We start from the raw sequence: 22,841 nt of genomic DNA, 5'->3' as shown, positions 1-22,841 counted from the left end.
GGCGTCGGATCGTCTACGGACGGTTTTGTGATCGGGAAGGGCGGTCGGACTTCGGTCCGGCCGCCCTTTTTCCATGCGCCGAGCCGTGACTTCGGTCCGGATTGCTGCGATGCAATACGGCAGAAAGGTGGCCTGCTCTCTGACGGAGTCAGCGCGCCTGTTCCGACCCGTTCCCATCAACAGCCAGGAAGACCGACTTTTGAGTGGCACCACCGAACCCCGACGCCTGACCATCGCCGACCGCCTCGGCATCCCGTCCAGCCTCAGCTGGGGATTCGTGGGGCTTCTGCTGTTCATGATCGGAGACGGTGTGGAAGCGGGCTATCTGGCGCCCTTCCTGGGTGAGCACGGTGTCAGCGGCGACAAGGTCGCACTCCTCTTCACCGTCTACGGCGTCTGCGCCTGCATCTCGTCCTGGCTTTCCGGCGCCCTGTCCGACCTGCTCGGTCCGAAACGGGTGATGTGGATCGGCCTGCTGATCTGGTGCGCCTTCGAGGTGCTGTTCCTCCTGTTCGGCGTCGCCGCGAACTCATACCCGATCATGCTGCTGACCTATGCCCTGCGCGGTCTCGGCTATCCCCTGTTCGCGTTCGGTTTCCTGGTCTGGATCGCCGCCGCCACGCCGCCGCAACAGCTTGGCTCCGCCGCGGGCTGGTTCTGGTTCGCGTTCTCGGGCGGCCTGCCGACGCTCGGATCGCTGTTCGCCTCCTTCGCCATTCCGCATATCGGTCAGATGGCGACGTTCTGGAGTTCGCTCGGCCTTGTCGCCATCGGCGGTCTGGTCGCCGTGCTGCTGACCCGCGATCGCACCGGCGCCGCTCGTCTGGCGCCGCCGGATGCGCATCCGCTGCGTGTCGTGTTCGGCTCGGTCTCGATCATGTGGCGCGAGCCCAAGACCTCCATCGCCGGAATCATCCGCGCGGTGAACACCTCGTCCGAATACGCCTTTCTCGTCGTGATGCCGGGCTTCTTCGTCAGTCAGGTCGGGCTGACGCTCGAGCAGTGGCTCCGCCTGCTGTCGATCATGTTCCTGTCGAACATCATCTTCAATCTGATCTCCGGCATCCTGGCCGACCGGCTCGGCTCGCGCACCATCGTCGCCTTCGGCGGCAGCATCGGCGGCGCCATCTCGATCCCGCTCTTCTACTACATGCCGCTTTCGCACCCGCATTCCTTCGCGGTCGCCGCCGTCTTCGGCGCGATCTATGGCGCCACCCTGGCCGCCTTCGTGCCGTTGTCCGGGCTGATGCCGCAGATCTGCCCACGCGAGAAAGGCGCCGCCCTGTCGATCCTGGGCCTTGGCGCCGGCGCCAGCGTCTGGCTCGGCCCGCTGGTGGTCACCCTGTTCCGCTCGCATGTGGGGCTGGAGGGCGTGATCTGGATCTTCTCCGGCCTCTACGCCAGCACGGCATTGCTCACCGCGCTGCTGACCATCTCCCCGGAAGCCCGCGCCTATAGCGAATCCCCGGAAGGTCAGGCCGGCAGCGGTCCGTCGCTCGCCCACTGAGCGACGGATAAACGCGAAGGCCGCGCGGGGTCACTCCTTCGCGGCGCCGTTCTCCGGTATCCGGATCACCTGGCCGGGATAAACCTCGCCCGGCTCGTGCAGGATGGGCGCGTTGGCTTCGCTCAGCACGGGATGCGCCTCCGCGTCGCCCAGATGCGCTTCGGCGATCCCGGCCAGGGTCTCGCCTTCCTGCACGGTATGGAAGGTCGGTTCCGGCGCCGGCTCCGGCACGGCGATGTTGGCCTGCACCGCCTCGATCCCGGCGATGTTGCCGGCGGCCAGAATCGCCTTCTCCCGTGTCTCCGCATCCGGCGCGCGGGCCGTCACCGTCGCGGTACGCCCCTGCACCGTCACGTTCAGACCGCCGAGCTGCGCCAGCCCCAGCTTCTTGAACTCGTTGAGGATCGCGCTGCCGGTGGGCGGCTTCGGCAGCGGCTGGCTGCCGTCCTGGTGGGTGGTGCGACTGCCGCCGAGAACGCGCCCGGCTGACGCGGCGAAACGGAACAGGCCCATGATCTGAACTCCCGAACGAAGACGGCGAGGCCGTCGTGAAACATTGCAGCGAAAAACCCATTGGCGCGGTTCCGGCGCCGTGACAGCTTCGGACATCTCACGCTCCAACACGGATCCGACTTCATGACGCTGCATGTCGCCCTGACGCATCGGACCTCGTATCGCTATGACCGGCCCATCACCGTCGGTCCGCAGACCATCCGACTGCGTCCGGCGGCCCATGCCCGCACCCCGGTGCTGTCCTATGCCCTGAAGATCGAGCCCGCGAACCACTTCATCAACTGGCAGCAGGACCCGCAGGGCAATTTCCTGGCCCGGATCGTGTTCCCAGAGCGCGTCACCCGGTTCGACGTCACCGTCGATCTCGTGGCCGACATGGCCACCATCAACCCGTTCGACTTCTTTCTGGAGCCCGAAGCGGAAGAATTCCCGTTCAGCTACGACCCGGTGCTCCACACCGAGCTGGAGCCGTTCCGCCATACCAGCGATCCGGGACCGAAGCTGCAGGCGCTGCTGGACGGGCTGCCCAAAGAGAAGCAGCGCACCCTGCCGATGCTGGTCGCGCTCAACAGCCAGCTCCGCGACCGCATCAGCTACATCGTCCGCATGGAGCACGGCGTCTGGGAGCCCGAGCAGACGCTGGAGGAAGGGAAGGGCTCCTGCCGCGACAGCGCGTGGCTGCTGGTGCAGATCGCCCGCCATCTCGGCCTCGCCGCCCGGTTCGTTTCCGGCTACCTGATCCAGCTTCGTCCTGATCCCGACACGCAGGGCGACGGACCGCAGGGCGCGGCGGCCGATTTCACCGACCTGCACGCCTGGGCCGAGATCTATCTGCCCGGCGCCGGCTGGGTCGGTTTCGACGCCACCTCCGGCCTGCTCACCGGCGAGGGGCACATCCCCCTGGCGGCTACCCCGGAACCGGCCTCGGCCGCGCCGATCAGCGGTCTGGTGGAGAAGAACGACGGCGCCGAATTCGATTTCGGCATGTCGGTCCAGCGCATCGCCGAGACGCCTCGCACCACGGCGCCCTATGACGACGCGACCTGGAAGCGCATCCTCGACATGGGCGACACGGTGGACTGCGCCCTCGCCGACGGCGACGTGCGCCTCACCATGGGCGGCGAACCCACTTTCATCGACGCCGCCGACATGGACGCCGACGAGTGGAACGCCGACGCGCTCGGTCCCACCAAGCGCCGTTTGTCCGGCCGGCTGATCCGCGCGCTGGTGCCGGAATGGTGCCCCGGCGCGGTGCTGCAATACGCGGTCGGCAAGCATTATCCCGGAGAACAGCTGCCGCGCTGGGCGATCCACGCGATCTGGCGCCGCGATGGCGAGCCGGTCTGGACCAACCCGTCCCTGCTGGCCTCCGACGACGATCACGACACCGCCGATGCCGGTGACGCCCGGGTCTTCGCCCGTACCCTGGCGCGCGAACTCGGTGTCGACCCGGCCCGCGTGCTGCCGGCCCATGAGGACATCCATTACTATCTCTGGCGCGAGTATCGCCTGCCGGCCAACGTGATCGTGGAGGACGCCAAGCTGGCCGACCCGCTGGAGCGGGCCCGTCTCGCGCGTGTCTACGGCCAGGGCCTCGCGTCCGATGTCGGCTCCGTGCTGCCGCTCCGCCGCGCCCGGCGACGCGAGGGCAGGGTCTGGGAAAGCGGACGCTGGCTGCTGCGCTCCGATCTGCTGTTCCTGGTGCCGGGCGACAGCTCGATCGGTTTCCGCCTGCCGCTGCAGAGCCTGGAATGGGCCGATCAGGGCCGGATCGAGAACCAGCACGAGCGCGATCCGTTCGCCCCGCGCGGACCGTTGCCCACCCGCATGCAGCCGGGCTCTGTTTCTTCCGGCGGCGTCGGCATGACCTCGCATGGCGACGTATCGGACGATTCCGCCACCAGCCCGGAACAGCTCGGCCGCTTCCCGACCCCGCCGCGCGCGCCGGCGCCGCTGCGCACCGGCACCCCGGGCGGCGCATCGCTCGACATGATGCGCCCGCAGCCGCCGGCCGAGGCCGAGTATCCTGAGCAAGATGCGGCGCTGCTGGTCCGCACCGCGCTCACGGTGGAAGCGCGCGGCGGGCTGCTGCACGTGTTCCTGCCGCCGCTTTATCTGATCGAGGATTGGCTCGACCTGGTGTCGGCCATCGAGTCCGTGGCCACGCAGCTGAACCGCAAGGTGATCCTGGAAGGCTACGCCCCGCCGCACGACACGCGGATGCAGAGCTTCTCCGTCACCCCGGATCCCGGCGTGATCGAGGTGAACGTGCATCCGGCCCTGAACTGGGCAGAGCACGTTTCGCGCACCGAATTCCTCTACAAGGCCGCCCGCAAGCTCGGTCTGGGCACGGAGAAATTCCTGCTCGACGGCCGTCATGTCGGCACGGGCGGCGGCAACCATGTGGTGATGGGCGGCGCTACGCCGTCCGACAGCCCGTTCCTGCGCCGTCCCGACCTGCTGAAATCGCTGCTCGGTTTCTGGCACAACCATCCGAGCCTGTCCTATCTGTTCTCCGGCCTGTTCATCGGCCCGACCAGCCAGCATCCGCGCATCGACGAGGCGCGCATGGACGCGCTGGCCGAGCTGGAGATCGCCTTCGCCCAGATCGGTCCCGACACGCGCACGCCGTTCTGGCTGATCGACCGCCTGCTGCGGAACCTGCTGGCCGACATGACCGGCAACACCCATCGCACCGAGTTCTGCATCGACAAGCTCTACGCGCCGGAAAGCGCGTCCGGGCGGCTCGGCCTGGTGGAGCTGCGGGCGATGGAGATGCCGCCGCACGCGCAGATGGCGATCGCCCAGGCGCTGCTGCTGCGCACCGCCATCGCCGCCTTCTGGCAGAAACCGTACGAGCGTCGTCTGGTGCGCTGGGGCACGCGTCTGCATGATCGGTTCATGCTGCCGCATTTCGTGGAGCAGGATCTGCGCGACGCGCTGGACGATCTGGCCGGGCATGGGTTCCGGCTCGATCCGGCCTTCTTCGCGCCGCACATGGCATTCCGTTTTCCGCTCGCGGGCGCCGTCACCGTCTCCGGCATCACCGTCGAACTGCGTCAGGCGCTGGAACCCTGGCCGGTGCTCGGCGAAACCCCCGGCATCGGCGGCACGGTGCGCCATGTCGACAATTCGGTCGAGCGGCTCGAGGTGCGGGTCGATAACTGGATCGACGAGCGCTACGTGCTGGCCTGCAACGGCGTCGCCGTGCCGCTCACGGCCACGGAGCGCGTCGGCGAGGCGGTGGGCGGCGTGCGGTTCAAGGCCTGGGAGCCGGCCTTCGGCATGCACCCGGTGCTGCGCGCGCAGACGCCGCTGGTGTTCGACATCTTCGATCGCTGGACCGGCCGTTCGATCGGCGGCCTGACCCACCATGTCGCGCATCCGGGCGGCCGCAACTACGAGACCCGCCCGGTGAACGCCAACGAGGCCGAAGCCCGACGTCGCGCCCGGTTCCAGCCTTTCGGACATACGCCGGGCCCGATGGCCGAGCCGGTGAAGGCGCCGTCGAAGGACCTGCCGCTGACGCTCGATCTGCGCCGGGTGGCGTTCGGCGCCGATCGCGACCTGCCGTGAGGCGCCGGGACGAGGAGCGGGAGTCGATCTGATGGTGCCGTTCATCGTCCTGCTGGTGCTGGTCGTCGCCCTGCTGCGGCTCTCGGTGCGCATCGCCACCCAATGGGAGCGCGCCGTGGTGCTGCGTCTCGGCCGCTTCGCCGGGCTGCGCGGGCCCGGCCTGTTCGTGCTGATCCCGTTCGTGGATCAGGTGCAGGCGCGGGTCGATCTGCGCATCCGCACCACCGCCATACGCGCCGAGGAGGCCCTCACACGCGACACGGTGGCGATCGCCATGGATGCGATCGTGTTCTGGCGCGTTTCCGACGCCGCCCGCGCGGCGATGGAAATCGACGATTTCGCCCTGGCGGTGGAACGCGTCGCGCAAACCTCGCTCCGCGAGATGATCGGCATCTCCGACCTCTCCCGCCTGCTGTCCGACCGTCAGGTGGCGGATCAACGTCTGCGCAGCGAGATCGGCGCCAAGACCGCCGGCTGGGGCGTGGAGATCATGTCGGTGGAAATCCGCGACATCGGCATCCCGTCCGCGCTGCAGGACGCGATGAGCCGCCAGGCCCAGGCCGAGCGCGAACGTCAGGCGCGCGAAACCCTTGCCGCGGCCGAGATCGGCGTCGCGCGTCAGGTGGTGGAGGCCGCCGCCATCTACGGCGCCGATCCGGTCGCCTTGCGTCTGCGGCAGATGAACCTGATCTACGAGATGAACAAGGAACGCGGCGCCACCATCCTGATCCCGACCGATCTGGCCGCGGCATTGGGACAGGTGGCGGCCGCGGCGCCGTTGGCCGATCCGCCGCCCGGACCCATATCCGGGGCATGAATTCCTTCCTCCGCGTCATCGACCTCGAAACCACCGGCAACAGCTTCACCGATGGCGGCGTGGTCGAGATCGGCTGGCAGGATCTGGAGCAGGGCGCGGACGGACGCTGGGCTCTGCGTGGCGGGCCTGGCGCGATCCTGATCGATCCGGGCAACCCGATCTCGCCCGCCACCTCCGCCATCCACCATCTGATCGACGAGGATGTCGCCGGCGCACCGCGCTGGCTCGACGCCGCACCCGCCATCCTTCGCGCCGAGCCCGGCCCGGCCCCTCTGGCTCTGGTCGCCCATCGCGCGGCCTTCGAGCAGCGCTGGTGCGCCTCCGCCCTGTCCGGCCGTCTGCCCTGGATCTGCACCTATAAATGCGCGCTCCGTGTCTGGCCGGAGGCGCCGGGACACAGCAACCAGGGCCTGCGCTATTGGCGCCGCCCCACCGGCCTTGACCGCGACACCGGACTGCCCGCTCATCGGGCCGGGCCGGACGCCTATGTCACGGCGCATCATCTGCGCGACATGCTCGCCGTCGCCGATGTCGCCACCCTGCTGGGCTGGTCCGCCGAACCGGCCCTGCTCGCCCGCGTGCCCTACGGCAAGCTGCGCGGTCGCCGCTTCGCCGATCTGAGCGACGAAATGCTCGCCGGCCTGCTGGAAACCGGACGCAGCGACGGCGATCTCGGCTTCACCGTCCGCCACGAGCAGAGCCGTCGTGAACGCGTGATACCCCCGCCACCCGCCGAGGCCCCGCAGGGCGCGTTGCCGCTGCCATGATCCGAGGGCTCAGTCATCTCACTTTCGTGGTGCGCGATCTCGACCGTACCGAACGCCTGTTGGTCGACATTCTCGGCGCGGAGCGCGTGTACGACAGTGGCCCGTTTTTCTTCTCGCGCGGGCCGGAACGGTTTTTCACCGCCGCCGGTCTATGGATCGTCATCATGCAAGGCGACCCGCTGCCCGAGCCCTCCTATAACCACATCGCCTTCCAGATCGACGATGCCGACTATCAAACGATGCTGGACCGGATCGCCGCACTCGGCCTCGTCGTGACGGAAGGACGAACGCGCGTGGCAGGCGAGGGGCGGTCGATCTATTTCAACGACTGGGACAACCATCTTTTCGAATTGCATACCGGAAACCTGCCCGACCGTCTGTTCGCCTACGCCCAATTGTCCGCGCAATAGTCGCGTCGACACGGTCGAAGCGATACGTTTGTTTTGTTTTATGACGATCGCGCGATGATCTGTCCGAATTCGAACGGGCGCCTGAAAGGACGCCGTCGACGCGTCTTTCATCTTTCCCTGCAGCAATCAGAACCATCTTGGAATCGAGACCGACAGGAGGCAGGCTCGAGAAGCAGGCACCGTTGCGAAAGCGGGTCGTGCTTCGAACGGCACGATTTTCCCGTTTCCGGTTGTGCGTCTATGGTGCCGCCGATTTTGTGCGATGCGATAGAACGGAGGCGAAGACACACGGCATGGAGCCCACGACCCGAAAGCGGCCCTTACTGATCGTTGCTGCGGCAGTCACGATCCTTCTGGGCCTCCTCTCCACCGCCGGCGGCATCTGGCTGCTGAGCCTGGGGGGATCCGCCTATTATCTGATCGCCGGTCTCGGCCTGATCCTCAGCGGTGCGCTGCTGTTGCGCCGCCGTCACGAGGGCCTGCTGGTCTATGCGATCGTGCTGGCGGGCACCCTGGTCTGGGCGCTGTTCGAGGTCGGGTTCGATTTCTGGGCGCTGGTGCCGCGCGGCGATCTTCTGGCCCCGTTGGGCCTCGTGCTGCTGCTGCCGTTCGTGTCGCGCGGCCTCTCGCCGAATCGCGGCTCGCGTCTGGCGCTGGGCGGCGCGGTCGGCCTGTCCGCCGTGGTGCTGGGCATCTCGCTCGCCCATGACAGCCGTGCCATCGAGGGCACGCTGGCGATGAACACCAAGGCCGATACGCCGGCCGAAGCCCAGGCCGCCGCCGACTGGCCGGCCTATGGCGGCACCGGCTGGGGCACGCGCTCATCCGCGCTCGACCAGATCAACCCGCAGAACGTGAGCAAGCTGAAGCTGGCTTGGGAATTCCGCACCGGCGACATGCCCGGGCCGGACGATCCGGGCGAGTTCACCAACGAGGCGACGCCGATCAAGATCGGCCACACCGTCTACACCTGCTCGGCGCATCAGATCGTGTTCGCGCTCGACGCCGCCACCGGCAAGCAGCGCTGGCGCTTCGATCCGCATAGCGCGCACAATCCTACCTTCCAGCACCTGACGTGCCGCGGCGTCGCCTACCATGCCACCGCCCCGAACGCGCTGACCGCGGACGGCCAGCCGGCGCCGTCCGAGTGCCAGCACCGCATCTTCCTGCCGACCAATGACGGCCGCATGTTCGCGCTCGACGCCGACACCGGCAATGTGTGCGAAGGCTTCGGCGATCACGGCCAGATCGACCTCAAGACCGGCAGCGAAGTGAAGACGCCGGGCTTCTACGAAGGCACATCCCCGCCTACGGTCACCGACAAGGTGCTGGTGGTCGGCGGCGCGGTGATCGACAACTACGCCCGCAAGGTGCCGTCCGGCGTCATTCGCGGCTTCGACATCTATTCCGGCAAGCTGCTCTGGGCGTTCGACGCCGGCAATCCCGATCCCAACGAGATGCCGTCCGACACGCATCACTTCACCGCAGGCTCGCCCAACTCCTGGATCGTGTCCGCCGCCGACGAAAAGCTCGGCCTAGTCTACGTGCCGCTCGGTACGGGCTCGGACGACCAGTGGGGCGGCGAGCGCGACGCCAACGAGGAGCGCTACGATTCCGCCCTGGTGGCGCTGGACATCGCGACCGGCAAGCTGCGCTGGTCCTACCAGAACGTGCATCACGATCTGTGGGACATGGACATGCCGTCCCAGCCCAGCCTCGCCGACGTGACCACCGCCAGCGGCGTGATCCCGGCGATCTACCTGCCCGCCAAGACCGGCAACATCTTCGTGCTGGACCGACGCGACGGACACCCGATCGTGCCGGCCCCGGAAACCCCCGTTCCCGGCGGCGCCGCACCCGGCGACCACACCGCGCCGACCCAGCCCTTCTCCGAGCTGAGCTTCCGCCCGCGCGAGAAGCTGACGGGTGCCAACATGTGGGGCGGCACGATGCTCGATCAGCTCGCCTGCCGTATCAAGTTCCATTCGCTGCGCTATGACGGGCCGTTCACCCCGCCGAGCACGCAGGGCACGCTGGTGTATCCCGGCGATCTCGGCATGTTCGAATGGGGCGGCATCGCCATCGATCAGACCAAACAGATCGCGATCGCCAACCCGATCTCGATCCCGTTCGTGTCGCAGCTCATTCCGCGCGGTCCGAACAACCCGGCCCAGCCCGACAAGAGCAAGCCGTCCGGCAGCGAGTCCGGCGTGCAGCCGATGTTCGGCGTGCCGTTCGGCGTCAAGCTTTCGCCGCTGCTGTCACCGGTCGGCATCCCCTGCATGGCGCCGCCCTGGGGCAACATGGCCGCGATCGACCTGAAGACGCACAAGATCGTCTGGGAACATCGCGTCGGCACCATCCGCGACGAAACGCCGCTGCCGCTGCCGCTCGGGCTCGGCGTGCCGATGCTGGGCGGCCCGATCGTGACCTCCGGCGGTGTCGCCTTCATCACCGGCACGATGGATTATTACATCCGCGCCTTCGACGTCTCGAACGGCAAGCTGCTCTGGTCCGACCGCCTCCCGGCCGGCGGACAGGCGACCCCGATGAGCTACGAAGAGAACGGCCGCCAGTTCATCGTCACCGTGGATGGCGGGCACGGCTCCTTCGGCACCAAGCTGGGCGACTACATCCGCGCCTACGCCCTGCCCGAGGAGACGCACTGATGCGCCGGGGCGTTCGGTCCGGCGTGCAGGCGATCGCACGCCGCGCCGTTCGCCCCGGTCTCGTTCTGGCGGCGTCGTTGCTCGCGGCATCGACGCCGCGCGCTTTCGCCACGGAGGTGGAGGCGACGCCGCCTTTCCTGGCGCCGCAGCGTTTTGCCGTCGGCTGCGCCGCCCCCGGCGGACTTTCCATGCTGGACATGGCCCGTGACGGCACCCTGGAGGCCCATTCCGTCTTGCGGGACACGGCGATCGATCACGTCGTTCCCGCGCCGGACGGGCGCTTTCTCTACATTTCGGAACCTGCCGCCTCTGGCGGCATCGCCCGGATCGCGTCGCTCGGTCTCGGCAGCGGTGCCGTGACCATCCTGAACCATCTGCCGGTCAGAACGTCCGGCCCGATCTCTCTCCAGATGTCGCCCGACGGCCAGGCTCTGCTGGTCTCGAACGTTGCGGGCGAGCGGGACCAGTCCGGTCTCGCACTGTTCGCAGTCGAGGCCGATGGCCGCCTCGGTCGGCGACGACAATTCGTTCCCTATCCGGACGACAAGGCGGCCCCGGCGGGCGGGCACGCGGGGGAGGCGATTTTCGCCCCGGATGGCAAAGCCGTTTTCGTCGCCATGCCCGGCAGCGACACCCTGCGCGCCTTCCGCTACGACCACATCGCCGCGTCGCTGACGCGCCAGGCCGATGCCGATCTCGTCGTCCCGCACGGAAGCAGCCCGCGTCACCTGCTGTTCGCCCCCGACGGACGCCACGCCTATGCCGTGTCCGCCACCGCGCCGACGCTGTTCGTGCTCGACAACGCCGGTGGCCGTCTCGCTCTGGCGCAGACGGTCTCGCTCGCCGAGACGAACGGGTCCGACGCGATCCTCGATGTCGCGCCGGTCATCACCCCGGACGGGCGCACGCTGTATCTCGCCACGACCGGCGCCCGGATCGCCGCCCTGCATCTCGATGCCGACGGACGCGCCAGCCTGATCGGCCGCTACCCGACCGGAGGCGGCGCACCCGGCGCCCTCGTCTCAGACATGATCGGCGCCCGACTGCTCGTCACGGACGAGGCGTCCGACCGTGTCGACGAACTGCCGATCGACCGCAACACGGGCGCACTCGAACCGGCGCGGATCGCGCCGCTTCCGCTTCCTCATCCGATCGCGATCAGCGCGATTCGCTGACCGGATCGAGCGGAACCTCGTTCTCCGCCAGCGGTGCGAGACCGCGCCGGTCCTTCGGCTCCACGCCGGGTCTGGGCGGAAACAAGGCGGACAGGATGCGGTGGCGCCAGAACGCGTAATGGTCGAGCGGTGCGCGCGGCGTGATGCGCACCGTCTCGTCCCGCGCGGCATGAAAGCGTTCCGCCAGAGGCTCCATCGCCGGCTCGTCCAGCGTCGCGTAGCGCATCTCCACCGGGGTGCGTTCCGGCAGATACATCGACTCGAAGAAGCGTCCGTAGCCGTAGCGATGCCGGTCGTAGCCGCGCAGCTTCATCACGCGCTGTTCCGGCGTGCGCAGCACCCATTCGAAATGCACGAAGAACAGCTCCGGCGGCAGCCTCGCCCAGTGCCCGATGAAGAAACCGTCCGAATGCATGGCGGCGGTGAAGCGGACGCGGTCCGGCCGGAACAAACGCCACATATGGTCGAACCCGTGCCGGCCCGTCCGGTCCTGCCAATGGTCGCTGCGGCCGAACCGGAGCGGCTCGCCGGGTTCGTGCCAGGCCCAGCGTCGTGACAGCGCGATCGACGATGCGGTCGTACGCGGTTCCGGTCCCGCCAGCCAGTCGAACAGGGCGGCGGACGGCGCCTCGTCGTCATGCATGAACAAGGCCCAGGGCGTCGACACGCACTGGCGCGTCAGACTGACCACCCCTTCGGTAAAACGGAAATCCTCGACGGCGACGATCCTGCAACCATGGGCGGTCGCGATGGCGGCGGTGTCGTCCCGCGTGCGGCCGTCCAGCAGGATCACCGGCCTGATCGAATGCGCGGCGTAGAGGTCGAGCAGCGCGCCGATCCAGCCAGCGCTGTCGCGTGTGGGGATGGCGACGGTGAACCAGGACATCGGCGGCCTCGCGCTGGGTGCGGCGATTGACGGCCGGGCCCGACATGCGGTCAAGCGCGCGGATCGCGCGTCCGAAGGAAATCCGGGCGGCGGCTTGACAGCCGCCCGGCCATGATCAGGGCGAGGTCGGCGCCACCGGCGGCTGGTCCTGCAACATGGCATGGATGAAGCCCAGCTTCTCGCGCACCGGCTCCGAGATGATGAACGGATACAGGTCCGACAGCCCCATGGAGCGGTTCAGGCTGTTCATCGCGTAGACCAGCGGCATCCATTGGCCGAGGATCTCGTCCATGTGCGCCGTCTTGTAGGGATCGATCGCGACCTTTACCTCCAGATCGTCCGGATGCGGCACCTTCGGCTTCACCCCCATGCCGAACGCGTTGGCCGTCTCGAGCGTATCCATGATGTGCAGGTAGTGCGCCCAGGTTTCCGCGAAATCTTCCCACGGGTGCGAGGTCGCGTAGGTGGAGATGGTGCGCTCCTGCCAGTCCGGCGCCGGGCCGTCCTGGTAGTGCTTCTGCAACGCCTCGGCGTAGTCGGCGCGCTCGTCGCCGAACAGGGCCCGGAACGCATCGAGGCGGTTCTGGTCGCGCACCAGACGGTCCCACACCCAGTGCCCCACCTCGTGCCGGAAATGCCCCAGCAGCGTCCGGTAGGTCTCGTGCATCTGGTTGCGCATCTTCTCGCGATGCGCGTCGTCGGCCTCGTCCAGATTGATGGTGATCACGCCGTCCTGATGTCCGGTCAGCACCTTCGGCTCGCCCGGGATCGGGTCGAGAATGTCGAAGCACAGGCCCTCGTTCGGATCGTCCAGGCGATTGGGCAGGGGGATGCCCAGGCGGATCAGCGAATAGAACATCCGGTGCTTGGCGAGTTCGAGCTTGCGCCAGCGTGCGGCGGCGACCTCGTCGTCCAGCGGCGGAATGGTGCGGTTGTGGCGGCAGCACGCGCACAGCGTTTCTGGCGAATCCGCCGCCACCAGCCAGTTGCAGGCATCCCGTTCCGCGTTGGCGCACAGGCGCATCGGCTTTTCCGGTTCGGCCGAACCGGCGGCGGTGGTCACGTCGCCGTTCTGCACCAGAGCCGACAGAAGCTCCTCATGCGGCAGATAGCCGAGCGTCGTGCCGCATTGTTCGCAGGAGCGGTTCTCGAAATACAGCAGGTTGCCGCAGTTCTGACAGTTGAAGAGCTTCATGGCGCGGTTCCGGACAAGAAGAAACCCGGCCGGGCAGGACCGGGTCGGGATCGGGTGCCGCGGAAACAGCGATGTGCCCGCCCGGTTGCGCGGGGTCGTAACGAAACCGCGCGTCGCAGCCCTGTGCGTGCCGCGTATCGAACGCCGCGCATCTTTTCGCCGCTCCGTTGCGTTGGGGCGACGACAACACATCGCTCCCGCCTTCCGGGAGCAGCGAGAAGGAGACCGCGCGAATGGACGAGAACAAGATCGAGGGCGTTGCGGAAGAGGTCGTCGGCAAGCTTCAGGACGGCATGGGCGGCGCGCTCGGCGACAGCGCCATGCAGGCCAAGGGCAAGGCGCGTCAGTTCGCAGGTCAGGCGCAGGGCTATTACGGCGACACGCTGGACACCGTGCGCGACCTGACCGCCGACCAGCCGCTGATCGCCGTCGGCGTCGCCGTCGGTCTCGGCTTCCTGCTCGGCGCCCTGTTCGCGCGTCGCTGATCCGGCCGCTCAGCCGCCTATAATTTCAAACGAGGATCGTCCCATGCTCAAGCTTGCTCTTCTGTTCCTAGTGATCTCCATCATCGCCGGCATCTTCGGCTTCGGCGGCCTGTCGGCCGCGACCGCGGGCATCGCCAAGATCCTGTTCTTCATTGCCATCGTCATCTTCCTGATCTTCCTGATCCTGGGCCTGATGGCGGGCAAGGCGATCTTCTGATCCGCCCGGCGACGGTTTGAACCGACACGAGCCCCGGCGCCGAAAGGCGCCGGGGCTTTCGTGTGCGCCGGCTGCTACAGCTTCACCCCGAAGCGGGACGCGATCGCCACGGTCGACAGGTAGAGCCCCGCCGTCAGTACGCATCCCGCCAGCAACGACCACCAGAACGACAGCCCGGCCCGCATCAACGCCGGGATCAGCAGGAACATCGGCAAGGACGGCACCACGTACCAGAACGTCGCCGTCACGTGCTGTTCCATGCGTACGGGATCGCGTGTCTCGAGCCACAGCCAGATCATGCCCAGCACGGACACCAGAGGCAGCGACGCGATCAGCGCGCCCAGGGCCGGCTGCTTCCGGGCCACGGTCGACACGATCGCGATCAGCAGCGCCGAGATCGCCACCTTGGCCGCGAACAGCATCAGTTCCGGTCGGGGCTGACGAAGGAGGGCAGCAGCGGATTGTCGCTCTGCAATGCGTCCTTCGAAATCAGATTGCCGGTGGTCCAGCCGCCGCCGAGCGCGGTGATCAGCTGCACGCTGTCCACCATGCGGTTCTCCTGCACGCCCAGCGCCGTCTGCGCGTTGCTGAGCGCGGTTTCCTGGTTGGTGATCACCGTGGTGTAGATCGCGGTGCCGGCGCGATACTGGTTCAGCGACACCACCACGGCCTGATTGGCCAGATCCACCGCGCGCGCCTGGGCATCCGCCTGCTGCGACAGGATGCGCAGGTTGGACAGCTGGTCCTCCACCCCCTGCATCGCCGTCAGGACGGTCTGGCGGTAATTCGCCACCGCCTGGTCGAACGCGGCCCTGGCCGCACGCACGTCGGCGGAGCGCAGACCGCCCTGGAACAGCGCCTCCGCGGCGCTGGCGGCGATGCTCCAGCTCCGGTTGGCGAGCTTGAACAGGGAGCCGATCGGGTTGCCGGCATAGCTGGCGGTCGCGGACAAGGAGATGGTCGGGAAATACGCCGCGATCGCAACCCCGATCAGCGCGTTCTGCTGCTCCATGATCCGCTCCGCTTCCGCGATGTCCGGCCGCCGTTGCAGCAGCAGGGACGGGATCGTCACCGGGATCGCCGGAATGGCGGTCGGCAGCGCGCTCGGCGCGATGCTCAGATCGGCGGGCGGCACGCCGATCAGCACGGCGATGGCGTGCTCGTATTGTGCACGCGCGACCCCGGCCGCCACGGCCTGCGCCTTCGTGCTGGCCACCTGCGTTTCCGCCTGCAGCAGATCGGACGGGTCGGCGGTGCCGGCTGCGACCTGGTTGCGGTTGATGGCGGCGTTCTGCTCGTAATAGCTGACGAACTGGTTCAGCAGCGCGATCAGGCTGTCCTGATACCGCATCTCGAAATAGTACGTGGCGAGGCTGGTCTGCTCCGACAGCCGCGCGGCATCGAGCGTGGCCTGGCTCGCCTGCGCGTTCGCCACGTTGGACTCCACCTGGCGGCGGACCTTGCCCCAGATGTCCGGTTCCCAGTCCAGCGTGCCGGACAGCTGGTAGCGGGTGATGGCGGTCTCGTGCGCGCCGCTGGAGGTGACATCTAACGGCAGCGCCCCGGTGGTCGGAATGCTGGACGTCAGCGTGCTGCTATTCTGCCCGGCGCCGCTGCGCGTGATGCCGGGGGTCAGCGAGGCGGTGGGAAACAACGCGCTTCTCGCCTCGTCCACGATGGCCCGCGCCTGACGGAACGCGGCCTCGTCCGCCTTGATGGTCTGGTTGGAGATGTTCACCCGCTCTTCGAGCCGGCTCAGCTGCGGGTCGTTGTAGACCTCCCACCAATGGCCTTTGGGCAGTTCGGCATAATGCGGATCGGCGAACGCCCAGCCGGGCGGCGGCGGCATCTCCTTGAACCGCGCCGACAGGATCGCGTCGGGCTTGTGGTAGTCCGGCCCGACCATGCAGCCGGCGCACAGGCCCGCCAGCAGAAGGGCGGACAGCCGGCGCGGGCGATGGTTCTGCGGAACAAGGCGGCGGAACATGCTCATCCTGCGGCTGGGTCCTGTTGCAAGCGGCGGGAACGGCGCCATCCGCGACGGTTCCACCAGTGCCGCATCCGGTCGAGATACAGATACACGACCGGGGTGGTGTAGAGGGTCAGCGCCTGGCTCACGAGCAGGCCGCCGATTACGGACAGGCCCAGAGGCCGCCGCAACTCGTTGCCATAGCCGTTGCCGAGCACAAGCGGCAGCGCACCCAGAGCGGCTGCGAACGACGTCATCATGATCGGCCGGAACCGCATACGGCAGGCCTCGAGGATCGAATCCCGCGGCGACATGCCGTGATCCCGCTCCTGCACCAGCGCGAAATCCACCAGCAGGATCGCGTTCTTCTTCACGATGCCGATCAGCAGGACGATGCCGATCATCGCGATCAGCGTGAACTCCTCGCCGAACAGTTCCAGCGCCAGAAGCGCGCCCACGCCGGCCGAGGGCAGGGTGGACAGGATGGTCAGCGGATGGACGTAGCTTTCATAGAGAATGCCGAGCGTGATGTAGACCGCCAGCAAGGCGCCCAGCAGCACCAGCGGATAGCTGTTGTTGGCCTCGTCCAGCTCCTTGGCGTTCCCGGCGAATGATCCGTGGATGTTGGACGGCACGTGCAAACGCAGCATGGTGTCCTGGATCGCCGTCTCCGCCGCGCTCAGCGAACCGCCGGGCGGGGTGTTGAACGACAGCGTGGCCGCGACGAAGCCGCCATCGTGGCTCACCTGCAACGGCGTCGTGTCCGGCGTCAGCTTGGACAGGTTGATCAACGGCACCATGGTTTCCCGGGACGACGAGACGGCGGACCCGCTCGATGCGCCCTTGCCGCCGGCCAGGCTGTTGCTGGCCGCATTCTGCTGCGACTGCTTCGCCGCCGACTGCGTGTCGGTGCCGCCCGAAGCCCCGCTGGCGCTCACGCCGCCGGTGCCGCTGGTCGAGACGCTGGTGACGCCGTTGCCGACCGCGCCGGCACCGCTCGATCCGCCGTTGGAACCGGCTGCGCTGTTGGAGCTGGCGCTGTTCACGCGGATCAGGTTGGACGACGCGCTGCCTGTCGCCGTTCCCGCCGACGCGCTCACATACATCTGCTGCATGATGTCGGGCGTCTGCTGGTAGCGCTGCGCCACCTCCATCACGACGTGGTACTGGTTCAGCGTGTTCATGATCACCGACGCGCTGCGCTGGCCGAACGCATCGTAGAGCGTGTTGGAGATCAGCTGCGGCGTGATGCGATAGCGCGCGGCGGTGTCGCGATCGATGTCGACGGTGATCGCCGAGCCGCCCTGCGACACGTCGGAATCCACGTCCACCAGCTCGGACCGCTTCTTCAGCGCCGCCTCAATCAAGGGCGTCCATTTGTAGAGCAGCGGCGCGTCGTCCGATTGCAGCGAGAACTGATAGGCCGCGTTGCTTTCCCGCGCTCCGGCCCGCACGTCTCCGGCCGAGAAGGCGAAGAAGCGCGCGCCCACCATGTCCTGCATCCGCTTGCGCAGACGGGCGATGGTCTGGTCGTTGCTGTCGTGGCGGACGCTCTTGTCCTTGAGCTGGATGAAGATCTGCGCCTGGTTGGACGACCGTCCCCCGGTGAACCCCACCACGGACAGAACGTCCGGGTCCGCGGTGATCTCCTTCTGAACATGGATGAGCTTGTCGCGCATGTTCTGGAACGAGATGGTCTGCTCGCCTTCGATGTGCGCGATCAGCAGGCCGTTATCCTCGGTGGGAAAGAAGCCTTTCGGAATCTTGGCGAACAATACCCCCGTCAGCACGATGGTCAGCGGCAGGGTCAACAGCATGATCCGCCGGTGACGCATCGCCCAGCCGAGCGAACGCTCGTAGCCGTTCTGCATCCCGTCCAGACCGCGCTCGATCGCAGCCCCGGCGAAGGCGAGCCCGCGCGTCCAGGCGTCGCTCTTCGCGCGCGCGGCGGCCGCATCCTGCTCCGCCTGTTCGGCATTCACGCGCGGCTGCACACGCAGGATCAGCGCGCACATCATCGGCGTCACCGTCAACGCCAGCAGCAACGACACGCTGATGGTCACGATCAGCGTCATCGCGAATTCGAAGAAGAACTTGCCCGCGATGCCGGGCAGAAGAAGGATCGGCAAAAACACCGCGATCAGCGACACGGTGATCGACATCACGGTGAAGCCGACCTCCGACGCGCCCAGAAGCGACGCTTCCAGGCGCCCCATGCCGTCTTCCATGTGGCGGGCGATGTTCTCCAGCACCACGATCGCATCGTCCACCACGAAGCCGGTGGCGATGGTCAGCGCCATCAGCGACAGATTGTCGAGCGCGAACCCCAGCAGATACATCGCGCCGAAGGTGGAAATGATCGAGACCGGCACGGCGACGGCCGGAATCAATGTCGAGCGCAGCGTCCGCAGGAACACCAGCACCACCAGCACCACCAGAACGATGGCGATGATCAGCGTGAACTGCGTGTCCTTCACCGCCGCGCGAATGGTGGTGGAGCGATCGAGCCCGACATGCAGCTTCACATCGGCCGGCAGGGCGGCTTCCAGGATCGGCAGTTGCTGCTTGATCGCGTCGATGGTCTTGATGATGTTCGCATCGGCCTGCGGAAACACGATGCTGACGACAGAGGCTTCGCCGTTGAAGTAGCCCGCGTTGCGAATGTCCTCGACGCCGTCGGTCACGGACGCGACCTGCGCCAGACGGATCGGCGCGCCGTTGCGGTAGCCCACCACCAGATCGCGATAATCGTCCGCCTTGCGCGCCTGGTCGTTGGTGTCGAGCTGGTAGCGCGTCGGGCCGATATCGATGAAACCCTTGGGCGTGTTGGCATTGGCCGAAGCCAGCGCCGCACGCACGTCCTCGAAGCCCAGACCCTGCTGGAACATCGGCAAGGGATCGAGCTCGACGCGCACCGCCGGCAAGGCCGAGCCGCCGAGCTGGAAGTTGCCGACGCCCTTGATCTTGGACAATTGCTGCTGGAGATCGTTGGTGGCGATGTCGTAAAGTTGCGGTGCCGTCTTGGTCTTCGACGTCAGCGCCAGGATCATGATCGGCTGACCGGCCGGATTGAATTTCCGGAAGGTCGGGTTCGAGCGCAGCGATGTCGGCAGATCGGCTCGCGCCGCCTGGATCGCCGCCTCCACCTCCTGCGCCGCATCGTCCACGTTGGTGCTCAACGAGAACTGGATGGTGATGCGCGTCGTGTTCTGGTTGCTTTCCGACGTCATCTCGGTGACGCCGGCAATCGTACCCAGATGCCGCTCCAGCGGCGTCGCCACGGTGGCGGCCACTTCGTCCGGCGACCCGCCCGGCTGCGTTGCCTGCACCTGGATCACCGGAAACGCCACGTTCGGCAGCGGCGCCACCGGCAGCTTGGTGTAGGCGAACGCCCCGGACAGGGCGAGCGCCACCGCCAGCAGCGTGGTCGCCACCGGCCGCAGAATGAAGGGACGCGAAACGTTCACGGCGTGCCGGGCGCCGGCGCGTCGGGCGCGTCATGACGGTTGATCCAGCGCCGCGTGCGACGCGACAGCCCGTCCATGAACAGATAGATCACCGGCGTGGTGAACAAGGTCAGCAGCTGGCTCACCGCCAAACCGCCGACGATGGCGATGCCCAGCGGACGGCGCAGCTCCGAGCCGGTGCCGGTGCCCAGCATCAGCGGCAGCGCGCCGAACGCCGCGGCCAGCGTGGTCATCAGGATCGGCCGGAACCGCAGCAGCGCCGCCTGACGGATCGCCGCCTGGGGCGCCAGCCCTTCCTCGCGTTCCGCCACCAGCGCGAAGTCGATCATCATGATCGCGTTCTTCTTCACGATGCCGATCAGTAGCACGATGCCGATGATGCCCATCACGTCCAGATCGGCGCCGGCGATCATCAATGCCAGGATCGCGCCGATCCCGGCGGAGGGCAGGGTGGACAGGATCGTGACCGGGTGGATGAAGCTCTCGTATAGCACGCCCAGCACGATATAGACCGCGGCCAGCGCCGCGATCACCAGGAACAGCTCGTTGCCCAGACTGTCCTGGAACGCCGCCGCCGTGCCCTGGAAGGCGGTGGAGAAGGTCTTCGGCAGGCCGATCCGCTTTTCCGCGTTCTCGATCGCCGTCACCGCCGGCCCCAGCGACGCGCCCGGCTTCAGGTTGAACGAGATGGTCGTCGCCGGGAACTGGCCCAGATGCGAGATCAGCAACGGCCCGGTGCCGAGCCGCACCTGCGCCACCTGCGACAACGGCACCAGACCACCGGTCGCCTGACGCCGCGCGCCCGTGTTGGAGGTCGAGGACGAAGACGACGTGCCCGGCAGATAGACCTGATTCAAGCTGGTCAGATCCTTCGCCAGGGAAGGCTGCACGCCCAGGATCACCCGGTACTGGTTGGTCTGGGTGTAGATCGTGCTGATCTGGCGCTGGCCGAAGCTGTCGTAGAGCGCGTTGTCCACCGTCTGCGGCGTGATCGAGAAGCGCGCCCCGTTGGCACGGTCCAGGATCACGTCGGCGACCTTGCCGGTGGCCTGCAGATCCGACGTCACATCCGCCAGCTGCGGCAGGGCGCGCAGGCTGTCCAGAACCTTCGGCACCCAGACGGCGAAATCGTCGTAGTTCGGCGTCTCCAGCACGAACTGGTACTGCGTGGCCGACACGGCGGTATCGAGCGAAAGATCCTGCACCGGCTGCATGAACAGCGAAATGCCCGGCACGTCCGACACCTCGCTCTCGATCCTGCGGATCACCGCGGACGCCGACAGCGACCGATCGTCGCGCGGCTTCAGATTGATCAGGAACCGCCCCTGGTTCAGCGTCATGTTGGTGCCGTCGACGCCGATGAACGAGCTCAGGCTTTCCACGTCCGGATCGGCCAGGATCGCATCGCCCAGCGCCTGCTGGTGCTGGCTCATCGCGTCGAGCGACGTGTCCTGCGCCGCCACCGAGATGCCCTGCACCACGCCGGTATCCTGCACCGGAAAGAAGCCTTTCGGGATCACCATCACCAGGAACACCGTCAGCGCCACGGTGGCCACGAACAGGATCAGCATCAGGATCTGGTGACGCAGAACCCGATCCAGCCCGCGCCCATAGGCGGCGATGGTCCGGTCGATCGCCGCTTCCGACCAGCGCGCGAAGCGGCTGCCGTGATGCGCCGTCGTGCCATCGGCATGATGCGGCTCCTCGCGCAGCATGCGCGCGCACATCATCGGAACCAGGGTCAGCGACACGACCGCCGAGATCACGATCGTCACCGAGAGCGTGATCGCGAATTCATGGAACAACCGCCCGACCACGTCGCCCATGAACAGAAGCGGGATCAGCACCGCGATCAGCGAGACGGTCAGCGACACGATGGTGAAACCGATCTGGCCGGCGCCCTTCAGCGCGGCCTGCATCCGCGTCTCGCCCATCTCGATGAAGCGGGCGATGTTCTCGATCATCACGATCGCATCGTCCACCACGAAGCCGGTGGCGATGGTCAGCGACATCAGCGACAGATTGTCGAGCGAGAACCCCAGCAGATCCATCACCGCCATGGTGCCGATCAAAGACAGCGGCACGCTCAGGCTCGGAATGATCGTCGCCGGGATGTTCCGTAGAAACACGAAGATCACCAACACAACCAGCGCGATCGCCAGAAGCAGCTCGAACTCCACATCCGCAACGGAGGCGCGGATGGTGGTGGTCCGATCCGTCAACGGCGTGATCTCGATGCCAGCCGGAATGTCCTGGCGCAGACGCGGCAGGATGCGCTTGATGCTGTCCACCACTGCGATCACGTTGGCGCCCGGCTGGCGCTGCACGTTGAGAACGATCGCGGGAGTCTTGTTGGCCCAGGCCGCGAGTTGCGTGTTCTCCGGCCCGCTGGTCACGGTGGCGACGTCGCGCACACGGATCGGCGCGCCGTTGTTGTAGGCGATCACCTGATTGGCCAGCACCTCCGGCGCGGTGATCTGCCCGTCGATCTGCAAGGTCGTCGCATGCAGGGGGCCGTCGAACGTGCCGGTCGGCGCATTCACGTTCACAGTGCCGATGATGGTGCGCAGATCATCCAGCGCGATGCCGTAGGACGACAGCGCGCGCGTGTTCACGTTGACCCGGATCGCCTTACGGTTGCCGCCCGTCAACGTCACCAGGCCGACGCCGCTGATCTGGCTGATCTTCTGCGCCAGACGCGTGTCGACGTAGTCCTCCACATCCGTGAGCTTCATCGTCTTCGACGTGACGCCCAAGGTCAGGATCGGCGTGTCGGCCGGATTCACCTTGGCGTAGATCGGCGGCGCCGGCAGATCGCTCGGCAGCAGCGAGTTCGCGGCGTTGATCGCGGCCTGCACCTCCTGCTGCGCCACGTTGATGTTCATCGACAGGCCGAAACGCAGCGTGATCACCGACGCGCCGGCCGAGGACTGGCTCTCCATCTGGTCCAGCCCCGGCATCTGCCCGAGCTGATATTCCAGGGGCGCGGTGACGTAGGTCGTCATCACCTGCGGCCCGGCGCCGGGATAGAAAGTCTGCACCTGGATGGTCGGATATTCGACCTGGGGCAGGGCGGCGATCGGCAGGAACCGGAAGCCGAGCAGGCCCACCATCAGGATGGCCAGCATCAGCAGCGTCGTCGCGACCGGCCGCTCGATGAAGATGCGCGACGGGTTCACGATGCGATC

General features: G+C 67.2%; 16 protein-coding genes. 9 read left to right on the top strand and 7 right to left on the bottom strand.

Annotated features, from left to right (window positions below):
• Nucleotides 1-199: 199 nt before the first annotated feature.
• Nucleotides 200-1,507 (top strand): MFS transporter, encoded by a 1,308-nt coding sequence (locus ACZ5BM_RS04680; protein ID WP_498910232.1) that lies wholly within the window; start codon nucleotides 200-202, stop codon nucleotides 1,505-1,507.
• A gap of 30 nt (nucleotides 1,508-1,537) precedes the next feature.
• Here ACZ5BM_RS04680 and ACZ5BM_RS04675 read toward each other — a convergent pair whose 3' ends face one another.
• Complete coding sequence (locus ACZ5BM_RS04675; protein WP_498910231.1) at nucleotides 1,538-2,020, bottom strand: BON domain-containing protein; 483 nt, start codon at nucleotides 2,018-2,020, stop codon at nucleotides 1,538-1,540.
• 123 nt (nucleotides 2,021-2,143) lie between these two features.
• Between ACZ5BM_RS04675 and ACZ5BM_RS04670 the strand changes: the two genes are divergently transcribed.
• From ACZ5BM_RS04670 to ACZ5BM_RS04645, 6 genes are all read left to right on the top strand, one after another.
• Nucleotides 2,144-5,596, top strand: coding sequence for a transglutaminase family protein (locus ACZ5BM_RS04670; RefSeq protein ID WP_498910230.1), 3,453 nt, complete (start codon nucleotides 2,144-2,146; stop codon nucleotides 5,594-5,596).
• Between the two features lie 31 nt (nucleotides 5,597-5,627).
• On the top strand, nucleotides 5,628-6,413 hold the full coding sequence (locus ACZ5BM_RS04665) for an SPFH domain-containing protein (RefSeq protein ID WP_498910229.1): 786 nt from the start codon (nucleotides 5,628-5,630) through the stop codon (nucleotides 6,411-6,413).
• Nucleotides 6,410-7,180, top strand: coding sequence for an exonuclease domain-containing protein (locus ACZ5BM_RS04660; protein WP_498910228.1), 771 nt, complete (start codon nucleotides 6,410-6,412; stop codon nucleotides 7,178-7,180). The genes ACZ5BM_RS04665 and ACZ5BM_RS04660 overlap by 4 nt, the downstream gene beginning before the upstream one ends.
• Entirely contained in the window at nucleotides 7,177-7,590 is a 414-nt protein-coding gene (fosX, locus tag ACZ5BM_RS04655; RefSeq protein WP_498910227.1) for a VOC family protein, read from the top strand. The genes ACZ5BM_RS04660 and fosX overlap by 4 nt, the downstream gene beginning before the upstream one ends.
• 293 nt (nucleotides 7,591-7,883) lie before the next feature.
• Complete coding sequence (locus tag ACZ5BM_RS04650) at nucleotides 7,884-10,259, top strand: glucose/quinate/shikimate family membrane-bound PQQ-dependent dehydrogenase (protein ID WP_498910226.1); 2,376 nt, start codon at nucleotides 7,884-7,886, stop codon at nucleotides 10,257-10,259.
• The gene (locus tag ACZ5BM_RS04645) at nucleotides 10,259-11,434 is read left to right on the top strand and encodes a lactonase family protein (protein ID WP_498910225.1); all 1,176 of its coding nucleotides are present in this window, start codon (nucleotides 10,259-10,261) and stop codon (nucleotides 11,432-11,434) included. Before ACZ5BM_RS04650 ends, ACZ5BM_RS04645 begins: the two co-directional genes overlap by 1 nt.
• Here the strand turns inward: ACZ5BM_RS04645 and ACZ5BM_RS04640 are convergent.
• Both ACZ5BM_RS04640 and ACZ5BM_RS04635 read right to left on the bottom strand, forming a co-directional pair.
• A complete protein-coding gene (locus tag ACZ5BM_RS04640) occupies nucleotides 11,418-12,320 on the bottom strand; it encodes a glycosyltransferase family protein (RefSeq protein ID WP_498910224.1) in 903 nt (300 codons plus the stop codon). The two genes, ACZ5BM_RS04645 and ACZ5BM_RS04640, sit on opposite strands and share 17 nt — an antisense overlap.
• A gap of 115 nt (nucleotides 12,321-12,435) precedes the next feature.
• Nucleotides 12,436-13,515: a zinc-binding metallopeptidase family protein gene (locus ACZ5BM_RS04635; RefSeq protein WP_498910223.1), complete on the bottom strand. Its 1,080-nt coding sequence runs from the start codon at nucleotides 13,513-13,515 to the stop codon at nucleotides 12,436-12,438.
• A 233-nt stretch (nucleotides 13,516-13,748) separates the two neighbouring features.
• Here ACZ5BM_RS04635 and ACZ5BM_RS04630 point away from each other — a divergent pair, with 233 nt between their 5' ends.
• Both ACZ5BM_RS04630 and ACZ5BM_RS04625 read left to right on the top strand, forming a co-directional pair.
• Entirely contained in the window at nucleotides 13,749-14,000 is a 252-nt protein-coding gene (locus tag ACZ5BM_RS04630; protein ID WP_498910222.1) for a CsbD family protein, read from the top strand.
• Nucleotides 14,001-14,043: 43 nt separating this feature from the next.
• Nucleotides 14,044-14,217, top strand: a complete 174-nt coding sequence (locus ACZ5BM_RS04625) for a DUF1328 domain-containing protein (RefSeq protein ID WP_422862442.1) — start codon at nucleotides 14,044-14,046, stop codon at nucleotides 14,215-14,217.
• Nucleotides 14,218-14,291: 74 nt separating this feature from the next.
• Here the strand turns inward: ACZ5BM_RS04625 and ACZ5BM_RS04620 are convergent, their stop codons facing one another.
• From ACZ5BM_RS04620 to ACZ5BM_RS04605, 4 genes are read right to left on the bottom strand one after another with little or no spacing between them, the layout of a single operon-like run.
• On the bottom strand, nucleotides 14,292-14,639 hold the full coding sequence (locus ACZ5BM_RS04620; RefSeq protein WP_498910221.1) for a DUF3147 family protein: 348 nt from the start codon (nucleotides 14,637-14,639) through the stop codon (nucleotides 14,292-14,294).
• A complete protein-coding gene (locus tag ACZ5BM_RS04615; RefSeq protein ID WP_498910220.1) occupies nucleotides 14,639-16,210 on the bottom strand; it encodes an outer membrane factor lipoprotein domain-containing protein in 1,572 nt (523 codons plus the stop codon). The genes ACZ5BM_RS04620 and ACZ5BM_RS04615 overlap by 1 nt, the downstream gene beginning before the upstream one ends.
• Complete coding sequence (locus ACZ5BM_RS04610) at nucleotides 16,207-19,653, bottom strand: efflux RND transporter permease subunit (protein ID WP_498910219.1); 3,447 nt, start codon at nucleotides 19,651-19,653, stop codon at nucleotides 16,207-16,209. The genes ACZ5BM_RS04615 and ACZ5BM_RS04610 overlap by 4 nt, the downstream gene beginning before the upstream one ends.
• On the bottom strand, nucleotides 19,650-22,832 hold the full coding sequence (locus ACZ5BM_RS04605; RefSeq protein WP_498911486.1) for an MdtB/MuxB family multidrug efflux RND transporter permease subunit: 3,183 nt from the start codon (nucleotides 22,830-22,832) through the stop codon (nucleotides 19,650-19,652). Before ACZ5BM_RS04605 ends, ACZ5BM_RS04610 begins: the two co-directional genes overlap by 4 nt.
• Nucleotides 22,833-22,841 lie beyond the last annotated feature (9 nt).

It is taken from the genome of Lichenicola sp. GTC18331, assembly GCF_055386855.1.
Note: the sequence above shows the minus strand (reverse complement) of the source record. Positions and strands in the feature narration are given on the sequence as shown.